The 22,455-nt window shown below is 34.3% G+C and carries 21 protein-coding genes and 1 pseudogene; 15 read left to right on the top strand and 7 right to left on the bottom strand.

Annotated features, from left to right (window positions below):
- Positions 1-4 precede the first annotated feature (4 nt).
- Genes wVul_RS07220 through wVul_RS10100 form a run of 6 tightly spaced genes read left to right on the top strand, consistent with a single transcriptional unit; the run spans position 5 to position 2,936 of the window.
- The gene (locus wVul_RS07220) at positions 5-373 is read left to right on the top strand and encodes an HIT domain-containing protein (protein WP_047759724.1); all 369 of its coding nucleotides are present in this window, start codon (positions 5-7) and stop codon (positions 371-373) included.
- An 18-nt stretch (positions 374-391) separates the two neighbouring features.
- Positions 392-745, top strand: a complete 354-nt coding sequence (locus wVul_RS07215; RefSeq protein ID WP_047759723.1) for an NADH-quinone oxidoreductase subunit A — start codon at positions 392-394, stop codon at positions 743-745.
- 4 nt (positions 746-749) lie between these two features.
- A complete protein-coding gene (locus wVul_RS07210; protein WP_047759722.1) occupies positions 750-1,256 on the top strand; it encodes a NuoB/complex I 20 kDa subunit family protein in 507 nt (168 codons plus the stop codon).
- Position 1,257: 1 nt separating this feature from the next.
- The gene (locus wVul_RS07205) at positions 1,258-1,830 is read left to right on the top strand and encodes an NADH-quinone oxidoreductase subunit C (protein ID WP_047759721.1); all 573 of its coding nucleotides are present in this window, start codon (positions 1,258-1,260) and stop codon (positions 1,828-1,830) included.
- Positions 1,831-1,833: 3 nt separating this feature from the next.
- On the top strand, positions 1,834-2,784 hold the full coding sequence (gene mdh / locus wVul_RS07200) for a malate dehydrogenase (protein ID WP_047759720.1): 951 nt from the start codon (positions 1,834-1,836) through the stop codon (positions 2,782-2,784).
- A 23-nt stretch (positions 2,785-2,807) separates the two neighbouring features.
- Positions 2,808-2,936, top strand: coding sequence for a hypothetical protein (locus wVul_RS10100; protein ID WP_255351247.1), 129 nt, complete (start codon positions 2,808-2,810; stop codon positions 2,934-2,936).
- Positions 2,937-3,756: 820 nt separating this feature from the next.
- Here the strand turns inward: wVul_RS10100 and wVul_RS07190 are convergent.
- On the bottom strand, positions 3,757-4,806 hold the full coding sequence (locus wVul_RS07190) for a hypothetical protein (RefSeq protein ID WP_047759718.1): 1,050 nt from the start codon (positions 4,804-4,806) through the stop codon (positions 3,757-3,759).
- Between the two features lie 150 nt (positions 4,807-4,956).
- On the opposite strand from wVul_RS07190, the gene elbB reads away from it, so the two are divergent.
- Complete coding sequence (gene elbB, locus wVul_RS07185) at positions 4,957-5,670, top strand: isoprenoid biosynthesis glyoxalase ElbB (protein ID WP_047759717.1); 714 nt, start codon at positions 4,957-4,959, stop codon at positions 5,668-5,670.
- Positions 5,671-5,929: 259 nt separating this feature from the next.
- Positions 5,930-6,465, top strand: a pseudogene (locus wVul_RS09225) (IS4 family transposase); the annotation flags it as partial.
- Positions 6,466-6,526: 61 nt separating this feature from the next.
- On the opposite strand, the gene wVul_RS07180 reads toward wVul_RS09225, so the two are convergent.
- Positions 6,527-8,023, bottom strand: coding sequence for a hypothetical protein (locus wVul_RS07180; protein WP_047759716.1), 1,497 nt, complete (start codon positions 8,021-8,023; stop codon positions 6,527-6,529).
- A 180-nt stretch (positions 8,024-8,203) separates the two neighbouring features.
- Between wVul_RS07180 and wVul_RS07175 the strand changes: the two genes are divergently transcribed.
- From wVul_RS07175 to wVul_RS07160, 4 genes are all read left to right on the top strand, one after another.
- Entirely contained in the window at positions 8,204-9,481 is a 1,278-nt protein-coding gene (locus wVul_RS07175; RefSeq protein ID WP_047759715.1) for an adenylosuccinate synthase, read from the top strand.
- A 158-nt stretch (positions 9,482-9,639) separates the two neighbouring features.
- Positions 9,640-11,511: a hypothetical protein gene (locus tag wVul_RS07170; protein WP_047759714.1), complete on the top strand. Its 1,872-nt coding sequence runs from the start codon at positions 9,640-9,642 to the stop codon at positions 11,509-11,511.
- Positions 11,512-11,623: 112 nt separating this feature from the next.
- Positions 11,624-11,887, top strand: a complete 264-nt coding sequence (infA, locus tag wVul_RS07165; protein WP_047759713.1) for a translation initiation factor IF-1 — start codon at positions 11,624-11,626, stop codon at positions 11,885-11,887.
- On the top strand, positions 11,865-12,461 hold the full coding sequence (locus wVul_RS07160; RefSeq protein ID WP_047759712.1) for a Maf family nucleotide pyrophosphatase: 597 nt from the start codon (positions 11,865-11,867) through the stop codon (positions 12,459-12,461). The genes infA and wVul_RS07160 overlap by 23 nt, the downstream gene beginning before the upstream one ends.
- A 16-nt stretch (positions 12,462-12,477) precedes the next feature.
- On the opposite strand, the gene wVul_RS07155 is transcribed toward wVul_RS07160, so the two are convergent.
- Both wVul_RS07155 and wVul_RS07150 read right to left on the bottom strand, forming a co-directional pair.
- A complete protein-coding gene (locus wVul_RS07155; protein WP_153295700.1) occupies positions 12,478-14,805 on the bottom strand; it encodes a hypothetical protein in 2,328 nt (775 codons plus the stop codon).
- 229 nt (positions 14,806-15,034) lie between these two features.
- On the bottom strand, positions 15,035-16,378 hold the full coding sequence (locus tag wVul_RS07150) for an alanine:cation symporter family protein (protein ID WP_047759711.1): 1,344 nt from the start codon (positions 16,376-16,378) through the stop codon (positions 15,035-15,037).
- A 532-nt stretch (positions 16,379-16,910) separates the two neighbouring features.
- Here wVul_RS07150 and dapB point away from each other — a divergent pair.
- From dapB to wVul_RS09220, 3 genes are all read left to right on the top strand, one after another.
- On the top strand, positions 16,911-17,705 hold the full coding sequence (gene dapB / locus wVul_RS07145) for a 4-hydroxy-tetrahydrodipicolinate reductase (protein ID WP_047759710.1): 795 nt from the start codon (positions 16,911-16,913) through the stop codon (positions 17,703-17,705).
- Positions 17,702-18,460: a phosphate ABC transporter ATP-binding protein PstB gene (gene pstB / locus wVul_RS07140; RefSeq protein WP_047759709.1), complete on the top strand. Its 759-nt coding sequence runs from the start codon at positions 17,702-17,704 to the stop codon at positions 18,458-18,460. Before dapB ends, pstB begins: the two co-directional genes overlap by 4 nt.
- 109 nt (positions 18,461-18,569) lie before the next feature.
- A complete protein-coding gene (locus wVul_RS09220; RefSeq protein ID WP_153295698.1) occupies positions 18,570-19,340 on the top strand; it encodes a hypothetical protein in 771 nt (256 codons plus the stop codon).
- A 64-nt stretch (positions 19,341-19,404) separates the two neighbouring features.
- On the opposite strand, the gene dxr is transcribed toward wVul_RS09220, so the two are convergent.
- The 3 genes from dxr to hemA form a co-directional block, all read right to left on the bottom strand.
- On the bottom strand, positions 19,405-20,580 hold the full coding sequence (dxr, locus tag wVul_RS07130; protein ID WP_047759708.1) for a 1-deoxy-D-xylulose-5-phosphate reductoisomerase: 1,176 nt from the start codon (positions 20,578-20,580) through the stop codon (positions 19,405-19,407).
- A gap of 42 nt (positions 20,581-20,622) precedes the next feature.
- Positions 20,623-21,114, bottom strand: a complete 492-nt coding sequence (locus wVul_RS07125) for a hypothetical protein (RefSeq protein WP_047759707.1) — start codon at positions 21,112-21,114, stop codon at positions 20,623-20,625.
- A gap of 117 nt (positions 21,115-21,231) precedes the next feature.
- Positions 21,232-22,437 carry a 5-aminolevulinate synthase gene (gene hemA, locus wVul_RS07120; RefSeq protein WP_047759846.1) on the bottom strand — a complete coding sequence of 402 codons (1,206 nt, stop codon included), beginning with the start codon at positions 22,435-22,437 and terminating at the stop codon, positions 21,232-21,234.
- Positions 22,438-22,455: the final 18 nt, after the last annotated feature.

Here is a 22,455-nt window from a genome sequence, read left to right as displayed (position 1 = left end):
AAGTATGGGTAGTACAGCTTATGATGATGCTAACATCTTTGCTCAAATATTAAGAGGCGAATTACCTTGCGAGAAGGTATATGAAAATGAGAGTGTACTGGCTTTTTGTGATAAGTACCCTGACGCGCCAGTTCACATTTTAGTTATACCAAAAAGTCAATATACTTCATATGATGATTTTATTTTAAAAGCTTCTGCAGAGAAAATAGTAAGCTTCTTTCAAGCTGTAAGAGAAATAACACATAAATACAATTTAGAAAAAACAGGATATAGATTAGTTACTAACTACGGTGAAAACGGAGAACAAGTTGTACCACACTTTCACGTGCATATTTTAGGTGGTAAAAAGTTAGGAAAGCATGTAAATTCATAGTGTTATATGTTTTGTTAAATGAGCGAATATTTAACCATAGTAATCTTTATCTGCGTATCAATTGTAGTATCTTTTACTTTAGGTGTATTACCTATGTTCCTTGCAGTCAGTAACCCAGATGGCGAAAAACTTTCTACATATGAGTGTGGCTTTAATCCTTTATCAAGAGCAAGAAAAAGTTTCGACATAAAATTTTACTTAGTTTCAATATTGTTCATAATATTCGATTTAGAAATTGCTTTTCTTTTCCCTTGGGCTGTTTCTTTATCTAAAATAAGCTATTGTGGATTTTGGTCTATGATGATATTTCTTGCAATACTCACTATAGGCTTTATCTATGAGTGGTGTAAAGGTGCATTAGAATGGGAGTAAGTTTATGACAGGTCAAGTTCTATCTAACGATGATTGGAGTCATTATAAAAAAGAAGGGTTTCTTGTCACTAAATTTGGTGATTTAACAGATTACGTAATGAATTGGGCAAGGTCTGGTTCATTGTGGCCAATGACATTTGGTCTTGCATGTTGCGCAGTTGAGATGATGCATACTGCATCCAGCCGTTATGATCTTGATAGATATGGCATAATGTTTCGTGCAAGCCCACGTCAATCAGATGTGATGATTGTTGCTGGCACACTAACTAATAAAATGGCAGCAGCATTGCGCAAGGTTTATGATCAAATGGCAGACCCGAAGTATGTTATTTCTATGGGAAGTTGTGCAAATGGTGGTGGTTATTACCATTACTCTTATTCAGTAGTTCGCGGTTGCGATAGGATCGTACCAGTTGATGTGTACGTTCCTGGATGCCCACCAACCGCTGAAGCTCTTCTATATGGAATGCTATGTCTACAAAATAAAATAAAACGAACTAAGAATATATAGCATGGATAAAACTGCAAAATACATACAAAAAAAGACTAAATGTGAATGTATTCAGAAAAATGATGGCACTATTGTAATATATTCAGCTTTGAATGACATTGAAAATCACTTACTCTTTCTGCGTGATGATGAAAAATGCAGGTTTGAGTTATTAGTTGATATTTTTGGGGTTGATTACCCAAATAGAGAGAAGCGTTTTGAGCTAATATACAATTTGCTCAGCATTGTGTATAACACTAGAATACATATAAAGCTTAAGTTATATGAGAGTGATATGCCTACAAGCGTAGCGAAGATATTTAGTACGGCTTCGTGGTTTGAACGCGAAGTGTTTGATATGTATGGAATAAAGTTTTTGGGTCACCTAGACTTACGTAGGATTTTAACGGACTATGGATTCAAAGGTCATCCAATGTTAAAAGATTTCCCTCTCACTGGTTATGAGGAAGTAAGATATGATATAGAGGCAAAAAAGATTGTATATAATCCTATAGATTTACCGCAAGATTTTCGTATGTTTGATAGCTTATCCCCTTGGGAAGGTAAAGATACAAAAGTAAATACAAAGGAGTAGAAAATGACAGCACAAAGAAAAAAAATATCTTTGATTGGCGCAGGAAATATCGGTGGAACGCTTGCCCATATTATTGCACTAAGAGAGCTAGGAGATGTTGTTTTGCTTGATATCAGCAATGGAATACCACAAGGTAAAGCGCTTGATATTGCAGAATCATCTCCTATTGATGGGTTTAATGTCAATATTATTGGTACAAATAGGTATGAAGGTATAAAAAACTCTGACGCAATTATAATAACAGCAGGCATTGCTAGAAAACCTGGAATGAGCAGGGATGACCTTCTGCAAACTAATGCTACAGTAATGAAAGAGGTTGGAGAAAATATTAAAAAACATTCTCCAAACGCATTTGTAATAGTGGTTACCAACCCTTTGGATGCTATGGTTTCAGTGGTACACAAATCTTCAAATCTGCCAACTAATATGATTGTTGGTATGGCAGGAGTGCTTGATTCTGCTCGTTTTCGTTATTTTCTTGCAAGTGAGTTAAATATTTCTATTGAAGATGTATCTGCTTTTGTGCTTGGAGGACATGGTGACACTATGGTACCACTAATCAACTGTGCCTCCATTGCTGGCATTCCACTTATCCAAATTATTAATATGGGTCTCATCACACAGAAAAAAGTTGATGAGATAGTTGAGCGTACACGCAACGGTGGAAAAGAAATAGTTGATTTACTCAAATCTGGATCCGCATACTATGCTCCTGCATCTTCAGCCATATGTATGCTAGAGTCATACTTAAAAGACAAAAGGCGTATATTACCATGTGCTGTTTATCTTAATGGTGAATATGGCGTGAAAGACTTGTTTATTGGTGTCCCTGCTATTATTGGCAAAAATGGAATTGAAAAAGTTCTAGAAGTTAAAATGAATGATAGTGAACAAGAGATGTTCAATAAATCTGTGAATGCAGTAAAAGAGCTGGTAAATCTAATAAAATTCTAATAATTATTTAAGAGAAATTTATAATGAAAGTTTATAGACACAATGTATCTGTAATAAAAGAAGCATTGAATTTTTGGAAAGGAGAAAATCTAATTAGTACAAAGCAGTGTGATGAATTAAACAGTAGCCTAAAGGTCATTGGTTTTGATTGAGAAAAGTTTACTATCTTTATTATCCCTTTCGCGATACTTTTCCTTATTATTGCATCTACTGGCTTTATAGAAGGGCTAATAAAGTACTTTGAAAATAATAAAATGATGGTGAGCTTCATTGTAGCAGCATTGGATATCCTATTTTATGCATCTGGAGCCTATAGTAAAATAAAGTGGCCAGAAAAATTTTATAGCAATAACGGATTGCTTTTTTAGGGGTTTTGTTTACCCCTTGTACAATTCTGATATTTTTTGCTGCACTATATGGAAATGAGATTAAGCCTGATATTATAGGTAGGTATTTTCTTAATGTGACCTTAATTTCATGCATACTATATGTAATATTAGGTATTTTACTAAAATCCAAATTAATTTGGTGTTTTGCATTGATTGCTCTTGGACAATGGGTAAGCCTTCTTGGAGAGAACGGTTATTGGCTAGAAATGAGTTTAAATGTAAGGCTCATGCTATACGGGATTTTACTGACTACCTTATCAAAGCTAATTAAACGAAATGCAAGAATTTCATTTTTACATAGGACAATTTTAGTAACCATAGGCGTCAAGTTAAGAGAGTACACCCAATATAGCAACTATTTAAGGTTTATTTGTTATATTTATTTTTTAAGAAATCTTGATCTAAAATAAGATAATTTTTTTTAAAGAGTCTGTAAATTACTAATTTTATCGTTTAATATCTAAAATAATTTTTACCGCTTCTCTTCTTTCTTATGCCACTTTTCCTTAACTTGACGCCTATGGTTTATTTAACACTCCCCTTTCTAATAGTAATTTTTGCGTCAAAATGCTCCTCAAATGCATCAACTCGGTCTTGTGATTTCTTCTTCACTCAATCGTTCAGCACTTGAACTACCCAATTGAGAATCTGGCTTTATTTCCTGAGCTTTCTCATTAACTTTTTGTTCTACCTCTTTTATGTCACTACCAATTGCCATAATTGCAGATTGAAATTTATTTATAAGATCATCAAATGCGTCTCGATCATCTAGATGAGTACTGAGGCCCTTTTCCAGAAGTCTGCTCATATCATCTTCTGAAAAATTTTGAATGGTTCCATCTTTTACTAATTCCTTTATGGCCATTAATTGCTCTTTTTTTTGAAGTATTTTTACTATTTCTAGCATACTAGAAAGATTGTTTTTAGTTTCATCTTCTCCAGTTTCTTCTCGCTTTTGTGCCGTACCAATTTTTATAATACGCCCAGACAAGTTATTTTTGAACTTATCAAAATTATTCTCTCTTGCTTGAATCGTAGGTAATTTATCTATTAAATCCTTATATGAACTTTTCACTGCTTTTCCTGCTTCAATCGCACCTTCTTTTATTTTTTCCCCTGCCTTTCCTATACCTATTCCTACATAACGCGCTCCAATAGCTACAAGCGCTATTAATGTAGCAAGTACAATAAGCGGAGAAAATGCTACTCCCAATACTATTCCGGTAGAAGCTATTCCAATTTTTTTATTTGCAGATGCTGATTTAAAATAATTGACTAGATTGTCCAGCGGACCTTTATTATTATTTATAACATTACTTATTGCTTCACGCTCAACGAATTGTAATGCTTTCTCTATGATTTCTGGCTTGATATCTTCAGGTTTTAAATTTTCAAACGCTCCTTCAATGAATTTTATAAATAATTCTTTGCTAACCTCCTTTTGCAAGCCTTGGTCATTAATTGCTAAATCTAAATCTTTGAGATTCATCCCTCTAACTTGTTCTGATAGGGCTTCAAACAACTTCCCTTTTTCTTCCTGTGGAGATTGTGCAATGCTTTCTATTGTATCTGAAATAGTTTTTCTTAGTTTTGGGTAGTCAATGTCAAAAAACGTACTGTTTGTAGGTGCCATATTCAACTTTATCAACTATAAATATGCCTAATTATATATACTAATTATTAATTATATTATAATAGATATGAGATAATTAATATAATAACCTCTTTACCAAATATAGAATTTGTATTAAAATATCTAGAGTACATGAAATTAAGGTACTTTATGGGTGAAAAAAAATTAAAAGCTGCTGTGGTTTTATCAGGGTGTGGTCACCTTGACGGTGCAGAGGTAAGAGAAGCGGTTTTAAGTCTGCTTGTGCTTGATCAGCAGGAAGTGAATGTTAAATGCTTTGCACCTGATATCAATATCACACAAGTTATGAATCATAAAACAAAAGAGGCAACAAAAGAAAAAAGGAATGTACTTGTAGAAGCAGCAAGAATCGCAAGAGGCGAAATATATGACTTAAAGGAAGCCAAAGCTGAAAATTTTGACATGCTAGTCGTACCTGGTGGATACGGGGTTGCAAAAAATTTGTCTGACTTAGCTGAAAATAAAGACATGGTAACAGTAATGCCTGAATTTGAAAGATTAGTTTCAGAATTTTTTGTTACAAAAAAGCCGATAGGAGCGATATGCATATCTCCAGCCATCATTGTTTCAATTTTAAATAGCAAGATAGGTAAAGAAGAAAGTAAGGTTAAGGTCACTATAGGAGATGACAGAGAACAGTTGATAGAGAAGCTTGGTGGTGAACACATAAAGTGCGATACAGGGTTATCAATAGAAGACGAAGAACATAATGTATTTTCCTGTTCTGCTTATATGCGTAGCAACGAAAGTACATACTCTGTATATCAAGGAATAAAGCATATGATTGACAGCATAGTAAAAAAGATTAACAAAAAAACTAAACAGCCATTCGGGAATGTTTAAAAAAGCATAGGAGTCAAATTAAGGAAAAGTGTAAGTAAAGAGTGAAGGAAAATAATAAGGTATAAGTTTTCCTGGATATATGAATGAGAGAACTTGCAATATAGCTTGCTTATAAAAAGACCTCAATGAATTCTTTAATGAAAAAGCAGACAAAATCTCAATTACAACAAGGTTTATAATTGAGATTTTAGATTTACTGAAGAAGCAGTGGAATTTATGAAAAGAATGAATCTGTGGTTCTCTTTAAAAATATCTTGCAAAGAGATTTTTAGAAAATGAGGTATTGTTAGGAAAAGAAGCAAAAATTAGAGTAAGAATTATATGTCAGAAACTAACTGAATATGGCCAGAAGAAGGAAAGCTAATAGATTAGCGAGATCGCAAGGATATACATCCTCTACAAGAATTGTTAAACTGGTCAATACTAATGTTCCAGAAAATAAAATTAGTGCTGAGCAATAGAGTAAGGTGGCAAATTATTTAAATTGTATAAAAGCCATATCAGACTTGATAAGCTACCGTGCAGAGTATTATGTGAACTATATGCTAAATTGTGCGCAATTCTTATATTTCACGGCATAGTTGGTTGCACAGAAGTGAAAAAGAATACAGTTTAACAAAGGCATTTATTGAGCTAAAAAGACGGGTTAGAGAGTTATTTTTAGCACTAAAGAATAAAGTTAATAGTTTGAAAATTTTTCTTAAACATAACTTGGTCACGATTTTCATTAAAAGATAAGTACAGAAAAACTAGAGTATCTACCTAACTTCCCTGAATTCGCTCACAATCTCTTAACTTGACGCCTATGGTTTATTTTACACTCCCATTTAAGGAGCCTATCTGTACACAGTATCCTTTAATGTAAATGTTCATGTGATTCCATAGATAATCTTTGTTTTTTTATTTTATCTGTCCAGTTATCATTTCCTATATCTTGTTCAACAATTGCCTTATCTACCTTCTGATGAATTGCATTAACCGCACCTTTTTTTTCGTATATTTCGCTTTTCCCTTCAATAATTAAATTGGTAAAAATATTTACAACACACTGCACTTGATTATGATTAACCTGACCTTTTATCAAAGAAGGTAAAGAGCCTATTACTCCTGATGCTTCTTTATCTTGAGATGAAATCCCTAAATTATCTGCTACTTCACTTATTAATAACTCTCTGTTTTCTTTATTATCTTCCAATTTAGCATAATCACTCAATAGATCCATAGCGGTAGACACCTTGATTGCAACAAAATCATTAACATCTTCTAGAGCAACTCCTGATCCCAATAACCTCCCTCTGAGATTTTTCCTTAAAAGATTGATAAATTCTTCATTTGCATCTGATCCTGTGGTTGATATCGTACCATCCAAATAGTTACTTACTTTGATTTGAGTACCTAAGTCATGCTCTATTTGTATTTTTGTCTCATGTTTAAATCCTAATTTTGCACAGAATGTCTCAAAATATTCTTTAATAATATCAAACAAGCTCTTGCCATTATCTTTATAGTTTTTCAACTCTTCAGGAATAGTAAGTGACAATTTACCTTCTTTATATGTTATAACATCTTTGCCATCTCGAGATTCAAGTGTGAATTCTAATGAGCTAGATAGGTCACATATTTTCTCTTCTGGATTATCAAACGTAGTTATAGGCATTGCCATATCAGACTTCACTTTTATGCAGTTGTGGTCAGTACAGTAAATGTTTAGCGCTTTTTTAGGACTGTGTGGAGTTAAGTTACAACTACTGAGTGCGGCATGAGATTCATTAAATATACCAGCTCCATACCCTGCTTGATTACAATTGGTGACTAACTCTTCTAAAATAGCATCACTTGGAACTTCTGCCTCAGCGTATCTAAACATTTTCTTGAAAATTTCCTTTGCTAATGCACGGTAATCTTTTTTGGAGAATAGATGATAAGAGCTTCTCCCTGCGTTATAAAATCTCTCAAATTCCTTTCTATATTCATCAATTTTTTTCTCATCAGCAACTGTAGGGCTATTACAATGATTTTCCCAAACTTCAGATAGTCTATCTTGATCAAGTTCCTTAAGTGCTGGTTCCATAAAAGCTTTACCTTCTTCAGAGAGATTATCAAAATTATCACGGTTAAAAATCTCATTTTTATAATCTTTAGCTCCTTCCTTAAATGCAATAATAAGATTTTTATCTATTTCTTTTCCGTTAATAATAAAATTCATCCTTTGAAAATCTAAGAACATTGTTTCACCAGAATTTGCTAATTCATTATCTTGATCTGCTCTTAATTTACTAAAATTGAACTCTTTAGCTGTGGCCTTTAATCTAACTACTGGACTCTTATTATTTTTTCCTTTTGCCTCTTTCATAAATAACACCTTACTGTAAATATGTTGTAAGTTGTATCATATAATGATGAATAATTTGGTAATATATTAAGAAAATCGACAGTATATTTCTTTATTTAAGAGGTGCAGGAAAGGCGCAGATTTCTCTTTCCATTTGTAACATGCTGCATTAATATTTACGTATTAATCTAGAAAATAGTGATGAATAATATTGTAATTGTTGGTCTGCAATGGGGTGACGAAGGCAAGGGTAAAATAGTAGATTATCTTTCTGAGAATGCAGATGTGGTTGTGAGATTTCAGGGAGGAAATAATGCAGGTCACACTATAGTAGTAGATGATGAGGTTTATAAATTAAATTTACTGCCCTCTGCTGTTCTGAGGTCAGGCAAAATATCTATCATAGGAAATGGCGTTGCTCTCGATTCACAAGCTCTAATCTCAGAAATAGAATCATTGAAAGTTAAAGGGGTAGACATAAATCATAATAATTTGATGATATCTGAAAGCTGCCCATTAATACTCAGTGTACATAAAGATAAGGAAAAGCTGTTTGAAGATTTAAACGGAAATTGCAAAATTGGCACAACAAACAAAGGGATAGGGCCATGTTATGAAGATAAAGTTGGCAGGAGAGCTATACGCCTTTGTGACTTAGAAAACGCAGACGAGCTCAATAAAAGAGTGGATACTCTTTTGAATTACCACAATGCTATCAGAAAAGGCTTTGAATATCAGGTAGTTGAAAAAGAAGAAATATTAAAGGAAATTCGACAGATTTCAGGAAAAATTCTTTCATATAAAAAACCTGTGTGGAAGGTGCTAAATGATTTTATGAAAGAAGGCAAGAAAATAATATTTGAAGGTGCTCAAGGCACATTTTTAGATATTGACCACGGAACTTACCCTTTTGTTACTTCAAGTAATACTGTAGCATCGCAAGCGATAACAGGCTCAGGATTATCCTCCAATGCTCACATTATTGGTGTAGCAAAAGCGTATACAACAAGAGTGGGTAATGGTCCATTTCCTACTGAACAAAATAACGAAATTGGAGATAGCTTATTTTCTATAGGCAAGGAACTTGGAACAGTAAGCAATAGAAGAAGGCGCTGCGGATGGTTTGATGCAGTTTTAGTGTGCCAGGCTGTTCAACTCTCTGGAGTTTCAAGCATTGTATTAACCAAATTAGATGTTCTTGATTCTTTTGATACAATTAAAATATGCACTAGTTACAAGTATAGTGGAAAAATGTATGATTATTTACCCGCATCACATTCAATACAAGAGGAATTAGAGCCGATATATGAAGAGTTTCCTGGCTGGAAAGAAAATACTCAAGGTAAAAGGTCGATTGAAGCATTACCTATCAATTTAATAAAATATATAGACAGGTTAGAAAAATTAATAGGTGTACCAATTCATCTAATTTCAACTAGCCCAAAAAGAGAGGATGTTATTAAGCTTAAAAATCTATGAAGATGTCTTGTTAACTTTTATCTAATAAAAAACGATACTTGTGTGACTTCAAACAATCTATTATGCAAAGTAGCAGTGTAAAAATACAGTGAGCAGTGTGATTTTTCTTAAATATATGTTGATTATTATAATATAAATATAGTTGAAGGAGGTATATTATGATTGCAGGTTTGACTAAGGGAGATAAAGCAGTAGAGGCAGGAAAAATAGGTGATCAATTTGAAAAGCATTTTTGTATAGGACCAACTTCACTGAATAGGGAAGTTTATTACTCTACACTTATCTACCATACATTCAAAGAGTTATATTCACAATTAGATAATATCTCTCATGCTAATAAAACGAGATCAGAAAAAGAAATAATCAATTTTTATGTTCTACCTCAATTTGCACATTTTAAAGAAATTCTTGATGAAGGTATAAAAAAAGATCCTTTGTTTGCAAATTCTGCTATTGTGAAGTTTTGCTACTCAATTATAAAAGATAATAAATTGTTTAAAGAATTAGAAGAAGCGAGTATTCCTGCAAAAAACTCTAGTGTAAAGGCAAGGATAAGCCTTCAACTGAAAAATCTTAAAGAAAAAGTGTGGCTCTTAAGAAAACTAAAGGAAAAAAAGAATTTCACTTACGTGCAGAGGGCTTTTGGGGATGAGTGGAGTTTTTATGACTTAATAAACGATAGAGATTTCAAACAAACGTACATAGATAAAGCAGTAACAGAGTCTGCTAATAAGAGCTTTGAGGAAGATATAAATAAATGCATAGAATTGGCAGAGCAGGGAAAAAAAGCTGCAAGTAAATATTTTGAGAGGAAAGACGTAGAGCTTCAAGCTTATTACACAGAAACTGGTAACGATCATAGAGTTTTGAATATTAACCTTATTAATTACGATAAGAGTGAGCCAACAAAGATTAGTGAAGTTTTACAGCAAGAGAAAGATATTAAAGAACTGAATATCTATTGCAATAAAAAACATGAAATACACGCTCATCAAAAAGATAAGGAAAGATATTATGAGTTTAAAGAAGGCGCATGTTATGAAGTGACAAGCACTTGGTCTGTAAAGGATGGATTCGGAATGTGTACCATGATTATGAATGTGAGTAGTGATGGCATAACTGAAGTACTAAAATTTAATGGTGAAGATTTTGTGTCATCAAAGGAGATCCTAGAATTAATAAAGCAAAACGATGAATTATATATTCAAGGTCTCTCCTTATATGATGCTGTAATGCAATCACTAGAAAAGGATAAGGATACTGATGTTGTACCTATTAATTTTCACAATGAATCTATAGTGGCCTATCAAGGTAAGGAACCAGAGGGGAAATTAGATCATAAAGTTGATGCTGATAATAGCCTTCCTTCTATTAATAGCAATGCATCAATTCAATCAGAAGTCAATTTACAGCACACTAAAACTCAACCAGAAATTGCTTCACAACAAATCGGAACTCAAGCAGAAACTAACTCACAACGAATGAATGAATTGATTCCAGATAATCAAATGCTATCTAAAGAAAATGTTGAATTAAAGCAAGAAATAGAAGCAGAAACTAATCAAACAATTGTAAGGTTAGAGAGGCAGGGTAGCAATTTGAAAGATGAACTTGAAGAAGAGAGACTAAAGTTCGACATTGAAGAGTCAGAAAACGAGTACGAGGAATTTCCAGAAGATATACTTGAACTCACTAAAGATGAAGATAATGAATGCAATGATGATCACATTATAGAAATGCTTGATAGACTAAAAGAAAAAATTCGTGCTGATGGACAAAGGAGCCTCAACGATCAATTTTATATTCTAAAAGGGGGCGTTTCTAGTGAGCCTGATAATGAGTCTTATGTTCCACTGAAAGAAAAGACAACATTACGCAGATCTTTAAGCTTTGATGGCGGATATGGTAGCGATGAGGAAAATTGTGATAATGATTTATCTTCTAACATAAGTTCTATAAGTTCTATTGAGAAGGTGGCAGAGAGTAGAAACGTAGGTAGCTCGCTTTCCTCTTGCATTATGTGGAGATGATTGGGGTTAAGTTGCAAGAGCAATACTCAAGTAGAATATAAAAATCTCTTGTATTGATAATAGTTTAAAATCTATAGTAGACTGAAAAAGATTATTAAATTATAATACGACAATGATAAAAGACGATAAATCAAAAACAATTTTTGAAGTAGAAGGGGCAGTAACTGCTTTACTACCTGCAGCAGAATTTAGAGTGAAGTTGGACAATGAACGTGAGGTTATCTGTCATGTATCAGGGAGAGTAAGAAGAAGTAAAATACGCATAATTATAGGCGATAGAGTATTAGTTGAGATGAGTGTTTATGATAGAAATGCGAGAAAGGGTAGGATCATTAGAAGGCTTAAAGGTACAAGTGACAGAACGATCTCTAAATAATCTTATTCTCGCTTCATCATCGGAAAGGCGTATAGCTTTACTAAAGCAAGTAAATATTAAACCAGGTTTAATTCTGCCAGCAAACATAGATGAAACTCCTTTGAAGAAGGAACTTCCAAAGGATTATTCAATCCGTATGGCAAAAAGTAAAGCTGAGGGAATACAAAGCTCAAATCCAAGTTATTTTGTGCTTGGTGTTGATACAGTTGTTGCTTGTGGTAGAAGGATATTGTTCAAAGCTGAAAACGTTGAGCAAGCAGAAAAATGCATCCGCTTGTTATCAGGAAGAAGGCATAGAGTATACACCAGCGTATGTCTATTAACTCCCGATCAATCCAAACAACATATTAGAACTGTGGTTACAATAGTGAAATTTAAACGTCTCAGTGAGCAAGAAATTAAGTACTATTTAGCATCAGAAGAGTGGAAAAATAGGGCAGGAGGATGCAATATACAAGGCCTAGCTGGGATGTTCGTATTGTTCTTACGCGGCTCCTATTCTTCCGTTATCGGATTGCCGTTACACGAAGCCTATTGTTTACTAAGTAATTATTTTAGTCTTAATAACAATTAGTTGGTTTCGTCCCTAATTAGCGGTGGTGCGAGTTTTTGTCAGCATTTTCTCGTTCTGCTAATGTTTTTTCTAACCATTGATGTATAGGTTTATCATGTTTTATTTGTCCCAGGAATGGATTTTTTGAATTTGTAACAAGAGTGCTTGCGATTTGTCGTGCTGGTCTTTTTAATCCTTTACCTGGCTTTCCTAATGCCTCTCTTAACTCGTTCATTACTTGGCCAGCTGGATCAATAGGTTGACCAACTGGCTCATTACGAACCTTGTTAGAACTTACTTCAATTTTTTCCTCAGCTTCAAGCTCTCTATTTAACGTTTCCTTAAATTCATCGTTTCTACTTTTAAAAGCTGCCACTGTTTTTACATCTGCTAAATCGTCTTTTTGCAATTCAGACTGAATTTTCTCTGGTGTATTAAAACTAGTTTCTTTAACATCTTCGTTAATTCCTTCTTCAGACTCTTGTCCACTCCTGCGAGAGCTTTTCTGTGATCGAGTGTCACTACCTTGTTCAACATCTATCAAACTCTCCTTACTTCCATCAATGTTCACCGAAGATAGAGGTTTGCCACCATCGTTCTCTCTTTTTTCTACAATATTACCTTGACCATATTTTTTGGATAGTTTTCCCTCTAGTGCATCCAGGTTTTGATTATCTTCTTTACCTTCAATTTTATCCTTTAGCCACTTACGTATAGTGTCATATTGTTTACCTTCTCCTATCTTTTCTAAAACGTTTTCTGAGAATGAATCTTTAGAAATATTTTCTTTAGTAACCTGTTGTTCTGGTTCTGTTAATCCTCCATTTGGTTTTTCCAATACTTCTTTTAGCTCACCCATCACTTGATCAGCTGGGTTAGTAGGTTGAGCACTTTTTAACTTTTCATCAATTGACTCATTTGATGTTTTATGAGTTTCACTATCGTGATTCTCACTATTTTGTCCATGCTTTTGCGATGATTTGTCTTCCTTTTGGTGATTTAACTTCTCTTCCTCAAGCTTCTGGGTTAAATCTTCAGGATCCACTTTAGATTGTCCATGATTGGCATGAGTTGGAGATGAATAGCCCGAGTCACTTTTATTATTGAGCGCTGTAGTAGAAAGCGGCTGTCCACCTTCTTGTTGCGGAGTTTTAGGTTGTTGCTGATTATTAGGTGTTTGCTCACTTCTATCTGGTTTTCGGCTTCCAGGTACAGCATGCCCAAATGTAGCAAATATAGGATTGTCATACCGTTCATCCTCTTGCCTATTATCTTGATTGTGGATCACAGACTTGGTGAAAATAGTACTTTTTGAAGGATCAGAAGATGGAAATCTGTAGCCGTTTCCACCTGATAAAATAGTTCGCTGATACTCACCTTTTTGCTGATCATTAGGTAGTGAACTAGTTCTGAGCGGTGGTGATGGTGGAGTTCTTTTGCTCTGTGAGTTCTCTGCAAGAGGGGACTGAAAGTTTTCTAAACTTTCTTTTCCGTCTGGTTTTCGGCTTCCAGGTACAGCATGTCCAAATGTAGCAAATGTAGGATTGTCATACCGCTCATCCTCTTGCCTATTATCTTGATTGTGGCTTAGTGTACGATGTGTTTGAACACCAATATTTTTACTGTTACTTTCTATAAAAGTTTCTGATGATTGTTGATTCTCTTGTTCTCGTCCTTTCTTCCTGAATTGTATTTGATATAAGAATAACCCACCTATTTTTACGTCTTTGTTTGCTTTTAATTCCTCTGCAGTAATACCATTACGTTCAGTAAGATCTACACCATCTTTATCAATCTTGATTTTGATGGTACATTTCTTTCCATTTTTATCATGCCAATTCAAAGTCATTTCATATGAACCATCAGTTACAACATAATGCCTTATTTTTTTCCCTCCTTCCTCGGCAACAAAACCGTGCATTCCGCTCTTTCCATCGCTGTGCAACGTTGAAAATCCCGAAATTCCATTCTTCTGACAAAAATCACTATTTAAAAACTCGCTGATTTTAAACTCTTTTTTATTATTTTTCAATTCGATACTTGCGTGGTCACCGTATATTGAAATTTCTTTAACACCATCATTAACATCACCATAAATATACTCATTCAATATCTCTTTAGCTTTTCTTTGAAGCCCTTGTCTATCTTCTTTTATCTTGTTGTGTTCTTGAAGGATCACTTTACACGCTTCATTTTTGTCTTCATCTTCATCCAAATTCCAGGTGGAGTGCTTTATTAGAAACTTTACTGCGTTAAAACCAACCCTAGAATTATAAATTGGATTGTCTTCCTTTTTTATTTCATCAAATAAAGTAAAAAATCCTCGAATGAATTCGTGATACTGTTGTGTGTTTTGAGTATACATATTTTCCCTCACTAATAACCCTCTGCCTTTTAGCCTTAGCTAATATAATTATCAAGAGAATTGGTTGAGTTTTTATTAAAGGAGGTTGTATTGCTAACGTGGTGACACTAGCTATAGCTCCATCCTATGACTTGTAAAAAAATCTGGATCAATCCCCCGTGACGCTGGAATGATAACTTAAAATATCACTTATAATTAGCTATAAACATATTTTTCAGCCTAAATTGCTTTAGCTATAGCGCTTCTTTTGCAACTTCAAATATTTGTTACTCATAGTAAATACTTCTGGATCTTGAGAAGTGAGTTTGAGTATAGCAAATATGTTAATAAATAGCAAAGCAGCAATCGAGATATCAGCGATGTCCCAGAGTAGCTTAACTCCACCGATTGCACCAAGTGGAATGATTAAGGTAAAAACTATAGTCCAGATTTTAGTGTATTTATTATGCATAGACACATAACGTATTGTTTGTTTTGAACAAAAAAACCAAGTAAAAATAGTAGTAAAGGCAAAGCAAAACATTATGGCCATAATTAAACAGTCAATATAGGGCCAATTCATAGCTTTTCTAAAAGCAAATATGCACATGTTAGTGCTCTCTAAATCAGTAATCCAAGAATCTGTGACAAGTAGTACCATTGTCGTAATGAACACTATAAGTGCAACTATAAAAGGCGATATTATTGTGATTAGGCTCTGCTCAATGATAAATTTATTATTGTTTTTCTTAGGAACAATTGAAGAGTGAACGATACCTTCGAGGCCAAGCCCTATATCTGTTGCAAAAATACCTCGCAGAGTTCCTACTTGAATAATAGTCAACATTTCTAAAATCAAACCCAAAGATAAACCAGAGTTAAAGCTACTAGTTGTAAAAAAAGTGCTTGTTATTAGTTTTAGAGAAGGAAGAATATTTTCACTAAACTTAAATAATATGATACCGCAAAGTGTGAGGTAACTCACCGTCATTATCGGTATCATAGCCGATATAAAAATTTTAATTTTTTTTAAACTGAGAGCTGTAACAATAAAAAATATTATAGCCATTACAATGCCGCCAATGACTACAGGTACATCTACCATGCTGAGTGGTATTGATAGAGAATTTACTTGAACAAGGTTACCAACTGTTATTGAAGCTATTATCATAACAACTAGAAAAACAATTGTAGCTTTGCTAGAGTTAAATGCATCAATTATGTAGGCTACAGGGCCACCTATAAACCGTCCATTTTTTTCCTTTCTGGTTTTTATACTTAGATAACAAGTAACATATTTTATCACAGAAGTGATAACAATAATTATTACCATCCATAAAATAGAGCCCGGTCCTCCGGTTTTTAGAGCAACAGCAGTTCCTGAAATATTTCCTACTCCTAAATTTCCTCCTAAGATTGTAAACAGGGCAGCTATAGAAGAAAATTTATTTCCTCCTTTTTTAGCTCCAAGGAGTGAAAGGGCGTATGGTAATCTAAATATCTGTAACCATTTTAATTTAACCGATAAGTAAACACCAGCGATTAGTATGAGTAATATTGTTGGCAGTAATAAGACAAACTTTACTGTATCCATCTGTAAAAGTCAGATTTTCACTTGAGTATACAACAAAAGTTGAAAATACCTAACCTATTTTTTGTTTCTGCATCCTAGCACTATTATCTTGCCATTTAAGTAGCTGATACTGGGACCAGTTTTCTATGTCAAAAATTTCCTTAAAAGACAAATACAGAAAAACAAGAATATCAACTTTGAGTGCACTAAATTTGCTCATTTTCTCTTAACTTGACGCATATGCTTTTTTGAACATTTTCAACATTCCCTCATTAATCTAACTCTATTCAGATTAACTTCATAATGTTTCACAGGGGGATCTTTAAGAATTTAACAATATACCGTGGTATCTAGACACCACGATATCACAAACACTCAAGCAAGAAAAAGGAGTTTTTGCTCTGGTACTTAGTTTACTATATACCCCATATTGCAATAGTTGTGGTCAAGGCACTGGAATCTGGTAGGCCTAAATGCAGTATTCATACAGTTATGCTATAGCTTATAAAGATGACAAAGCTTCAAAAAAAGGCTAATATAGTGAAAAAGCTTTATGAAAATCAGAGTTGGAGTAATAGGCTGCTTAGGCAGAATGGGTAAGAAAATACTCAATGAATTAATTACGAATACCAAAGTGGAAGTAGCAGGTGCTGTTGCTCGCTTGGGCAGTGAGTATATAGGCTTAGATATTGGGCTTATTGTAGGCCATAGTTGCAATTTAGGGATCAAAGTTACAAGTTCTATTAATGAGGTATTTGAATCGTCCGATGTTGTAATAGATTTTACAACTAAAGAATGTATGCTAGACTGCCTTAAGGCGGCCGTGAAATTTAAAAAACCGCTAGTTAGTGGCACAACTGGAATAGAAGATCTAAATTTAAAAGAATATGCTGCTAAAGTTCCAATATTATGGTCAGCAAATATGAGTATAGGAGTTAATGTGTTGCTGAAATTGGTAAAAGAAGCTGCCAAGCTTTTAGGTAATGAGTATGACGTTGAAATTTGGGAAATGCATCACAATTTAAAAAAGGATTCACCATCTGGAACAGCTATAGAGTTTGGTAAAGCAGTTGCTAACGCTGCAAAAGTGGATTTTGAGCTCAATCAATATTCACATAATAATTCAAATATAAGAGGGAAAGGAGGAATAGGCTTTGCAGTATCTCGTGGAGGTGGAGTAATAGGAGATCACAGTGTCATGTTTGTTAATTTCGATGAACGAATAGAATTAAATCACAAAGCAATTAATCGTACAACGTTTGCTAGAGGGGCGGTTCAAGCAGCAATATGGTTGTGCGAGAATAAAAAGGAAATACCAGGACTTTATTCAATGCAGGATTTAGTATGAGCGATAAATACGCTTTCGTTAAAAATTTAAATCTTTGGTATGGCTCTAAACAAGTTTTATTCGATATAAATTTGAATATTTGCAAAAAGAAAGTCACAACTTTTATCGGACCTTCTGGGTGCGGTAAATCGACATTTTTGCGTTGTTTTAATCGTATGAATGATTACGTACCTGGATGTAAAGCGACCGGTGAGCTGGCAATCGATGGACTGGGTAATATATATTCACGTGATATGGATGTCGTATTGCTCAGAGCAAAAGTTGGTATGGTATTTCAAAAACCAAATCCTTTTCCAAAGTCAATATATGATAATGTTGCTTATGGGCCTAAATTGCATGGCATGGTGAAAAATAAGCAAAAATTAGATGAAATAGTAGAAAGTAGTTTAACTAAAGTTGGTTTATGGGAAGAGTTGAAAGATAGATTGCAAGATAGTGCACTCAATTTATCTGGTGGCCAGCAACAAAGATTATGCATTGCTCGTGCAATTTCAATAAAGCCAACTATTTTATTAATGGATGAACCATGTTCTGCTCTTGATCCAATGGCAACCAATGCAATCGAAAATCTTATACAAGAGTTGAAATTGAGGTTCACCATAATTATGGTAACTCATTCAATGAAGCAAGCTAAGAAATTATCTGACAGTATAATTTTTTTCTGCAACGGCAAGATTGTTGAATCCGGAAGTACTCAAGAAATATTTGAAAATGCTCAATCTCCCTTAACGAAGGAGTATATCCTAGATCATTAAAAGCCTATCATAAAAAAACGCTCTGGAATTATATAACATTCAGAAAAAAAAGTTGACTTTTCATGGCAACATATTAGTAGTTAATTCAAGTTTTTATAGAGGTAACTATATGTCTAAAGCAGAACAACAAAATTTTCATAGACGGTTAAGGAAAGGTAATCAGGGCGCTCTGAAGGTAGTATCAAAAGATGATTTACTGAAAGTTTTTACTACTACGAATATAATTAAAGAATTCCTAAATGGCGAAAAACATACTCTAACACCGCTTGGCTATGCTATAAGTATTAATGGTCAATATGGTATTCAGGCCACTTTAGATGCAGCTAGAGTAAAGAATGCATTAAAAGAAGTTCTTACTACTGCAAGTACAAGTATAGAGTTTCCAAATGGTATAATAAAACATACTCTAACACCGCTTGGCTATGCTATAGGTACTAATAGTCAGCGAAGCATTAATGCCATTTTAGACGCAGCTAGAGCGGGAAATATATTAAAAGAAGTTCTTACTACTGCGGGTGCAAGTGTGGAGTTTCTACATGGTATAAAACATATTCTAACACCGCTTAGCTATGCTATAGGTACTAATAATCAGCAAAGCATTAATGCCATTTTAAATGCAGCTAGAGCGGGAAATATATTAAAAGAAGTTCTTACTACTGCGGGTGCAAGTGTGGAGTTTCCAAATGGTAAAAAATATACTATAGCACCGCTGAGCCATGCTGTAAGTATTAATAATCAGCAAAGCATTGGTACCATTTTAGATGTGGCTAGAGTGGAGAATATGTTAAAAGAAGTTCTTATTACTGTGAATGCAAATGTAGAATTTCCAAATGGTGAAAAACGTGCTATAATACCACTTGGTCCATGCTATAGGTATTAGCAGGGCTACTTTAGATGCAGCTTTGGTACATCAGAAGAAGTTTTTGTTACTAAATGCTGCAGTGCTAACAAGCGGTAGTTGTACACAAATTTTTGATAATTTCATTGGCAATAATACGGCTTTCAAAATTAATGCTTATTATATCAGATAGTGAGTTAATATCAGTGTGCTTGTCAAAAATTTCTATTGTTGATTTTACTACCTCTACTATTTCTAAAAAACCGATTCGTGATTTCAAGAATTCATTAACAGCTATCTCATTTGCAGCATTGAAAACAATACTATTTATATGTGGAGAGGAAGAATTTAACACTTCCATACTGAGCTTTAGTGCAGGAAAACGTTTGTGATCTGGTTCTTGAAAGGTTAATTTTTCTTGCTTTGTTAAATCTAATTTACGATTTAAAGCCGATCTTTCTGGCCAAGACAAAGCGTATCCAATAGGAATTGCCATGTCAGTTTCTGCAAGCACAGCAAAGCTGAAACCATCCTGATAAACTACAACTCCATGTACTATCGATTCAGGGTGAACTACTGCTTCAATTTTATTTGGGCTGATATTGAATAAATGATGTGCTTCTATTATTTCTAGTGCCTTATTCATCATTGTTGCACTATCAACTGAGATTTTCTTTCCCATGTTCCAAGTAGGGTGACTTAGAGCCTGATTTACTGTAATATTTTTTAATTGTTCAAGGCCATAATTTAAAAATGGTCCACCAGAGGCAGTGAGTATAATCTTTTCTACACATTTATCATCATTTTGCAAAACTTGAAAAATTGCGTTGTGTTCAGAGTCAATAGGGATTATTTGTACGTTTTTTTCTTGAGCTTTTTTAAGCAGTAACTTGCCACCACAAATAATACTTTCTTTATTTGCCAGTGCAATAACTTTAGTATCGCTTTCTATAACCTGCATAACCGGCTCAAGGCCTGCGATGCCAACTATTGCAATAACTGAGAGATCAACAGGTAGAGAAGCAATATTTGCTAGACCTGGAGCACCAACTTCTACTTTGACGTTTGTACCAAACAGATCTTCTTTTAAATCTTTGTAAAGCCTTTCATCAGAAATGGCAACATATTTTGCATTAAGCAGTTTTGCTTGGTGTGCTAACAGAGCAAAGCTTGAACAGGCACTCAGTGCTTCTACCTGATATTCTTCTTTTCTCTTTGAGAGCAAATCTACAGTCTTTTTTCCAATGCTTCCTGTTGATCCTAAAACTGAAACTTTTTTCACTAAGACAAATTCATACTTAACTATAATAAAATCTTCTTTCCATTAACCAAGCTCATGCCCATGATCATCACCAACAGATGGTGAAGGACCAGGCGAAAAAGATTGGCCATGGTAATCACCTGCATCATGCATGTCATGCAGACCATCAGCACTATGAGCCATTTCATTATTAGCATAGGGATAATCATCTGGATGAGGACCTCCATCACCTTCCATTCCTTCTGATGGCATATCTTCTCCACCACCACCACCTGAAAAATATTCAGCAAGGCTTTCAAGAAATTTTATGCCAAACATATTACCTGATTTCCCAAATAACGTTACTAGACTGCTACCACTGACCAAACCTTCGAACACATTACCATAAGCAGCAATTGCTCCTTCATGAAAGTTGAACATCCACTCCATTCCATCCACAATTGTTGCAACAGAGTCACTATGACCAAGACCGAAACCACTTTTCTCACTAGCGGCTTCCTGGTGTTGCTGCTGTGCCTGCCATTCTGCAATATTTGGACCTTGTGCTTCACTCATAAACTTTTATTCTAAGCCTTAAGCTATTATTTTATCACAAACATCGCAAAATATCAATAAGGCTCTTAAGTTGACGCCATTGCCTGAACAGGTACGTCAATGATCCTTCAGTTACATCTAGTGGTCAAACAAATTCAAAGGGATGTTGATCTTCTCAAAAACTTTTACAAGAGATGCTGTTAAATGCTCTATCATTTCATCTGTATGATAAGGTGTAGGGGTAATACGGAAGCGCTCAGTTCCCTTTGAAATTGTTGGATAATTTATATGTTGAACATATACTCCATACTCATCAAATAACAATTTTGACGCTTTTTTGGACAATTCGGGATCACCAATTATTATTGGAATTATATGAGTTTCTGTTTGAATAAAATTCACTCCTGCATTTCTCAGTGAGTCTTTTACTTTTTTAACAACCTGTTTTTGCTTCTCTCTTTCAACATTGCTTGATTTTAAATGTTCAACGCTTGCTTTTGCTGCCGCTGCTAAAACGGGCGACATAGCAGTAGTAAAAATAAATCCTGGAGCTGAACTTCTTATTACATCCACCAAGCTCTTTGAAGACGCTATATACCCACCCATCACTCCAAACGCTTTTGATAACGTACCCTGAATAACGGTTATTCTATCCATCAAGCCTTCTCTTTCTGCAATTCCACCACCACGAAGGCCATACATGCCAACTGCGTGCACCTCATCCAAATAGGTAATTGCATTATACTGATCTGCCAGATCACATATCGCTTCAAGCGGTGCTACATCACCATCCATTGAATATACGGATTCAAGCGCTATTATTTTCGGCATTTTTACATCTATAGACCTTAGCAGCTGCTCTAAGTGATCAATGTCATTATGCCTAAATATGTGTTTTGGTCTTTTGCCTGATTTTATACCTTCTATCATTGAAGAATGGTTTTTCTCATCTGAAAAAATTACCACACCCGAAATAACAGACGATAAAGTGCTAAGTGTAGTTTGATTAGCAAGGTAGCCACAAGCAAAAGTTAAAGCAGCTTCTTTTTGATGCAAATCAGCTAAAGACTTCTCAAGCTCAACAACTTCTTTTGTCGTACCGGATATATTTCTTGTTCCTCCAGCGCCAACAGATGAATTTTGAATAGCAGCAATAACACTTTCATTTTGTGACATTCCCAAATAATTATTACTGCACCAGACAATAACTTCCCTATTTCTTTCATAATCCATAATATAGGGAAGCCTGCCAGGCAATGACGCGAAATGTGTGAACTCACGATAGCGCCCTTCTTCTTTTATATCTTTGATTTTACTTGAAAATATTTCTTCGTAGTCTACCAAGTTTTTATCTATTAATAA

This window comes from Wolbachia endosymbiont of Armadillidium vulgare str. wVulC, from assembly GCF_001027565.1.
Classification (GTDB): Bacteria; Pseudomonadota; Alphaproteobacteria; order Rickettsiales; family Anaplasmataceae; genus Wolbachia.
This window is presented reverse-complemented; position numbering and strand designations above follow the sequence as displayed.

Bases quoted from the DNA above. Each gene is read 5' to 3' on its own strand.
- dapB (WP_047759710.1), top strand. From the start codon at position 16,911: ATGAAAATCAGAGTTGGAGTAATAGGCTGCTTAGGCAGAATGGGTAAG.
- wVul_RS07125 (WP_047759707.1), bottom strand. From the start codon at position 21,114: ATGAGTGAAGCACAAGGTCCAAATATTGCAGAATGGCAGGCACAGCAG.
- wVul_RS07170 (WP_047759714.1), top strand. From the start codon at position 9,640: ATGATTGCAGGTTTGACTAAGGGAGATAAAGCAGTAGAGGCAGGAAAA.
- mdh (WP_047759720.1), top strand. From the start codon at position 1,834: ATGACAGCACAAAGAAAAAAAATATCTTTGATTGGCGCAGGAAATATC.
- wVul_RS07190 (WP_047759718.1), bottom strand. From the start codon at position 4,806: ATGGCACCTACAAACAGTACGTTTTTTGACATTGACTACCCAAAACTA.
- elbB (WP_047759717.1), top strand. From the start codon at position 4,957: ATGGGTGAAAAAAAATTAAAAGCTGCTGTGGTTTTATCAGGGTGTGGT.
- infA (WP_047759713.1), top strand. From the start codon at position 11,624: ATGATAAAAGACGATAAATCAAAAACAATTTTTGAAGTAGAAGGGGCA.
- wVul_RS07210 (WP_047759722.1), top strand. From the start codon at position 750: ATGACAGGTCAAGTTCTATCTAACGATGATTGGAGTCATTATAAAAAA.
- wVul_RS07175 (WP_047759715.1), top strand. From the start codon at position 8,204: ATGAATAATATTGTAATTGTTGGTCTGCAATGGGGTGACGAAGGCAAG.
- wVul_RS07155 (WP_153295700.1), bottom strand. From the start codon at position 14,805: ATGTATACTCAAAACACACAACAGTATCACGAATTCATTCGAGGATTT.
- wVul_RS07180 (WP_047759716.1), bottom strand. From the start codon at position 8,023: ATGAAAGAGGCAAAAGGAAAAAATAATAAGAGTCCAGTAGTTAGATTA.
- wVul_RS10100 (WP_255351247.1), top strand. From the start codon at position 2,808: ATGAAAGTTTATAGACACAATGTATCTGTAATAAAAGAAGCATTGAAT.
- pstB (WP_047759709.1), top strand. From the start codon at position 17,702: ATGAGCGATAAATACGCTTTCGTTAAAAATTTAAATCTTTGGTATGGC.
- wVul_RS07150 (WP_047759711.1), bottom strand. From the start codon at position 16,378: ATGGATACAGTAAAGTTTGTCTTATTACTGCCAACAATATTACTCATA.
- wVul_RS07220 (WP_047759724.1), top strand. From the start codon at position 5: ATGGGTAGTACAGCTTATGATGATGCTAACATCTTTGCTCAAATATTA.
- wVul_RS07215 (WP_047759723.1), top strand. From the start codon at position 392: ATGAGCGAATATTTAACCATAGTAATCTTTATCTGCGTATCAATTGTA.
- wVul_RS09220 (WP_153295698.1), top strand. From the start codon at position 18,570: ATGTCTAAAGCAGAACAACAAAATTTTCATAGACGGTTAAGGAAAGGT.
- wVul_RS07205 (WP_047759721.1), top strand. From the start codon at position 1,258: ATGGATAAAACTGCAAAATACATACAAAAAAAGACTAAATGTGAATGT.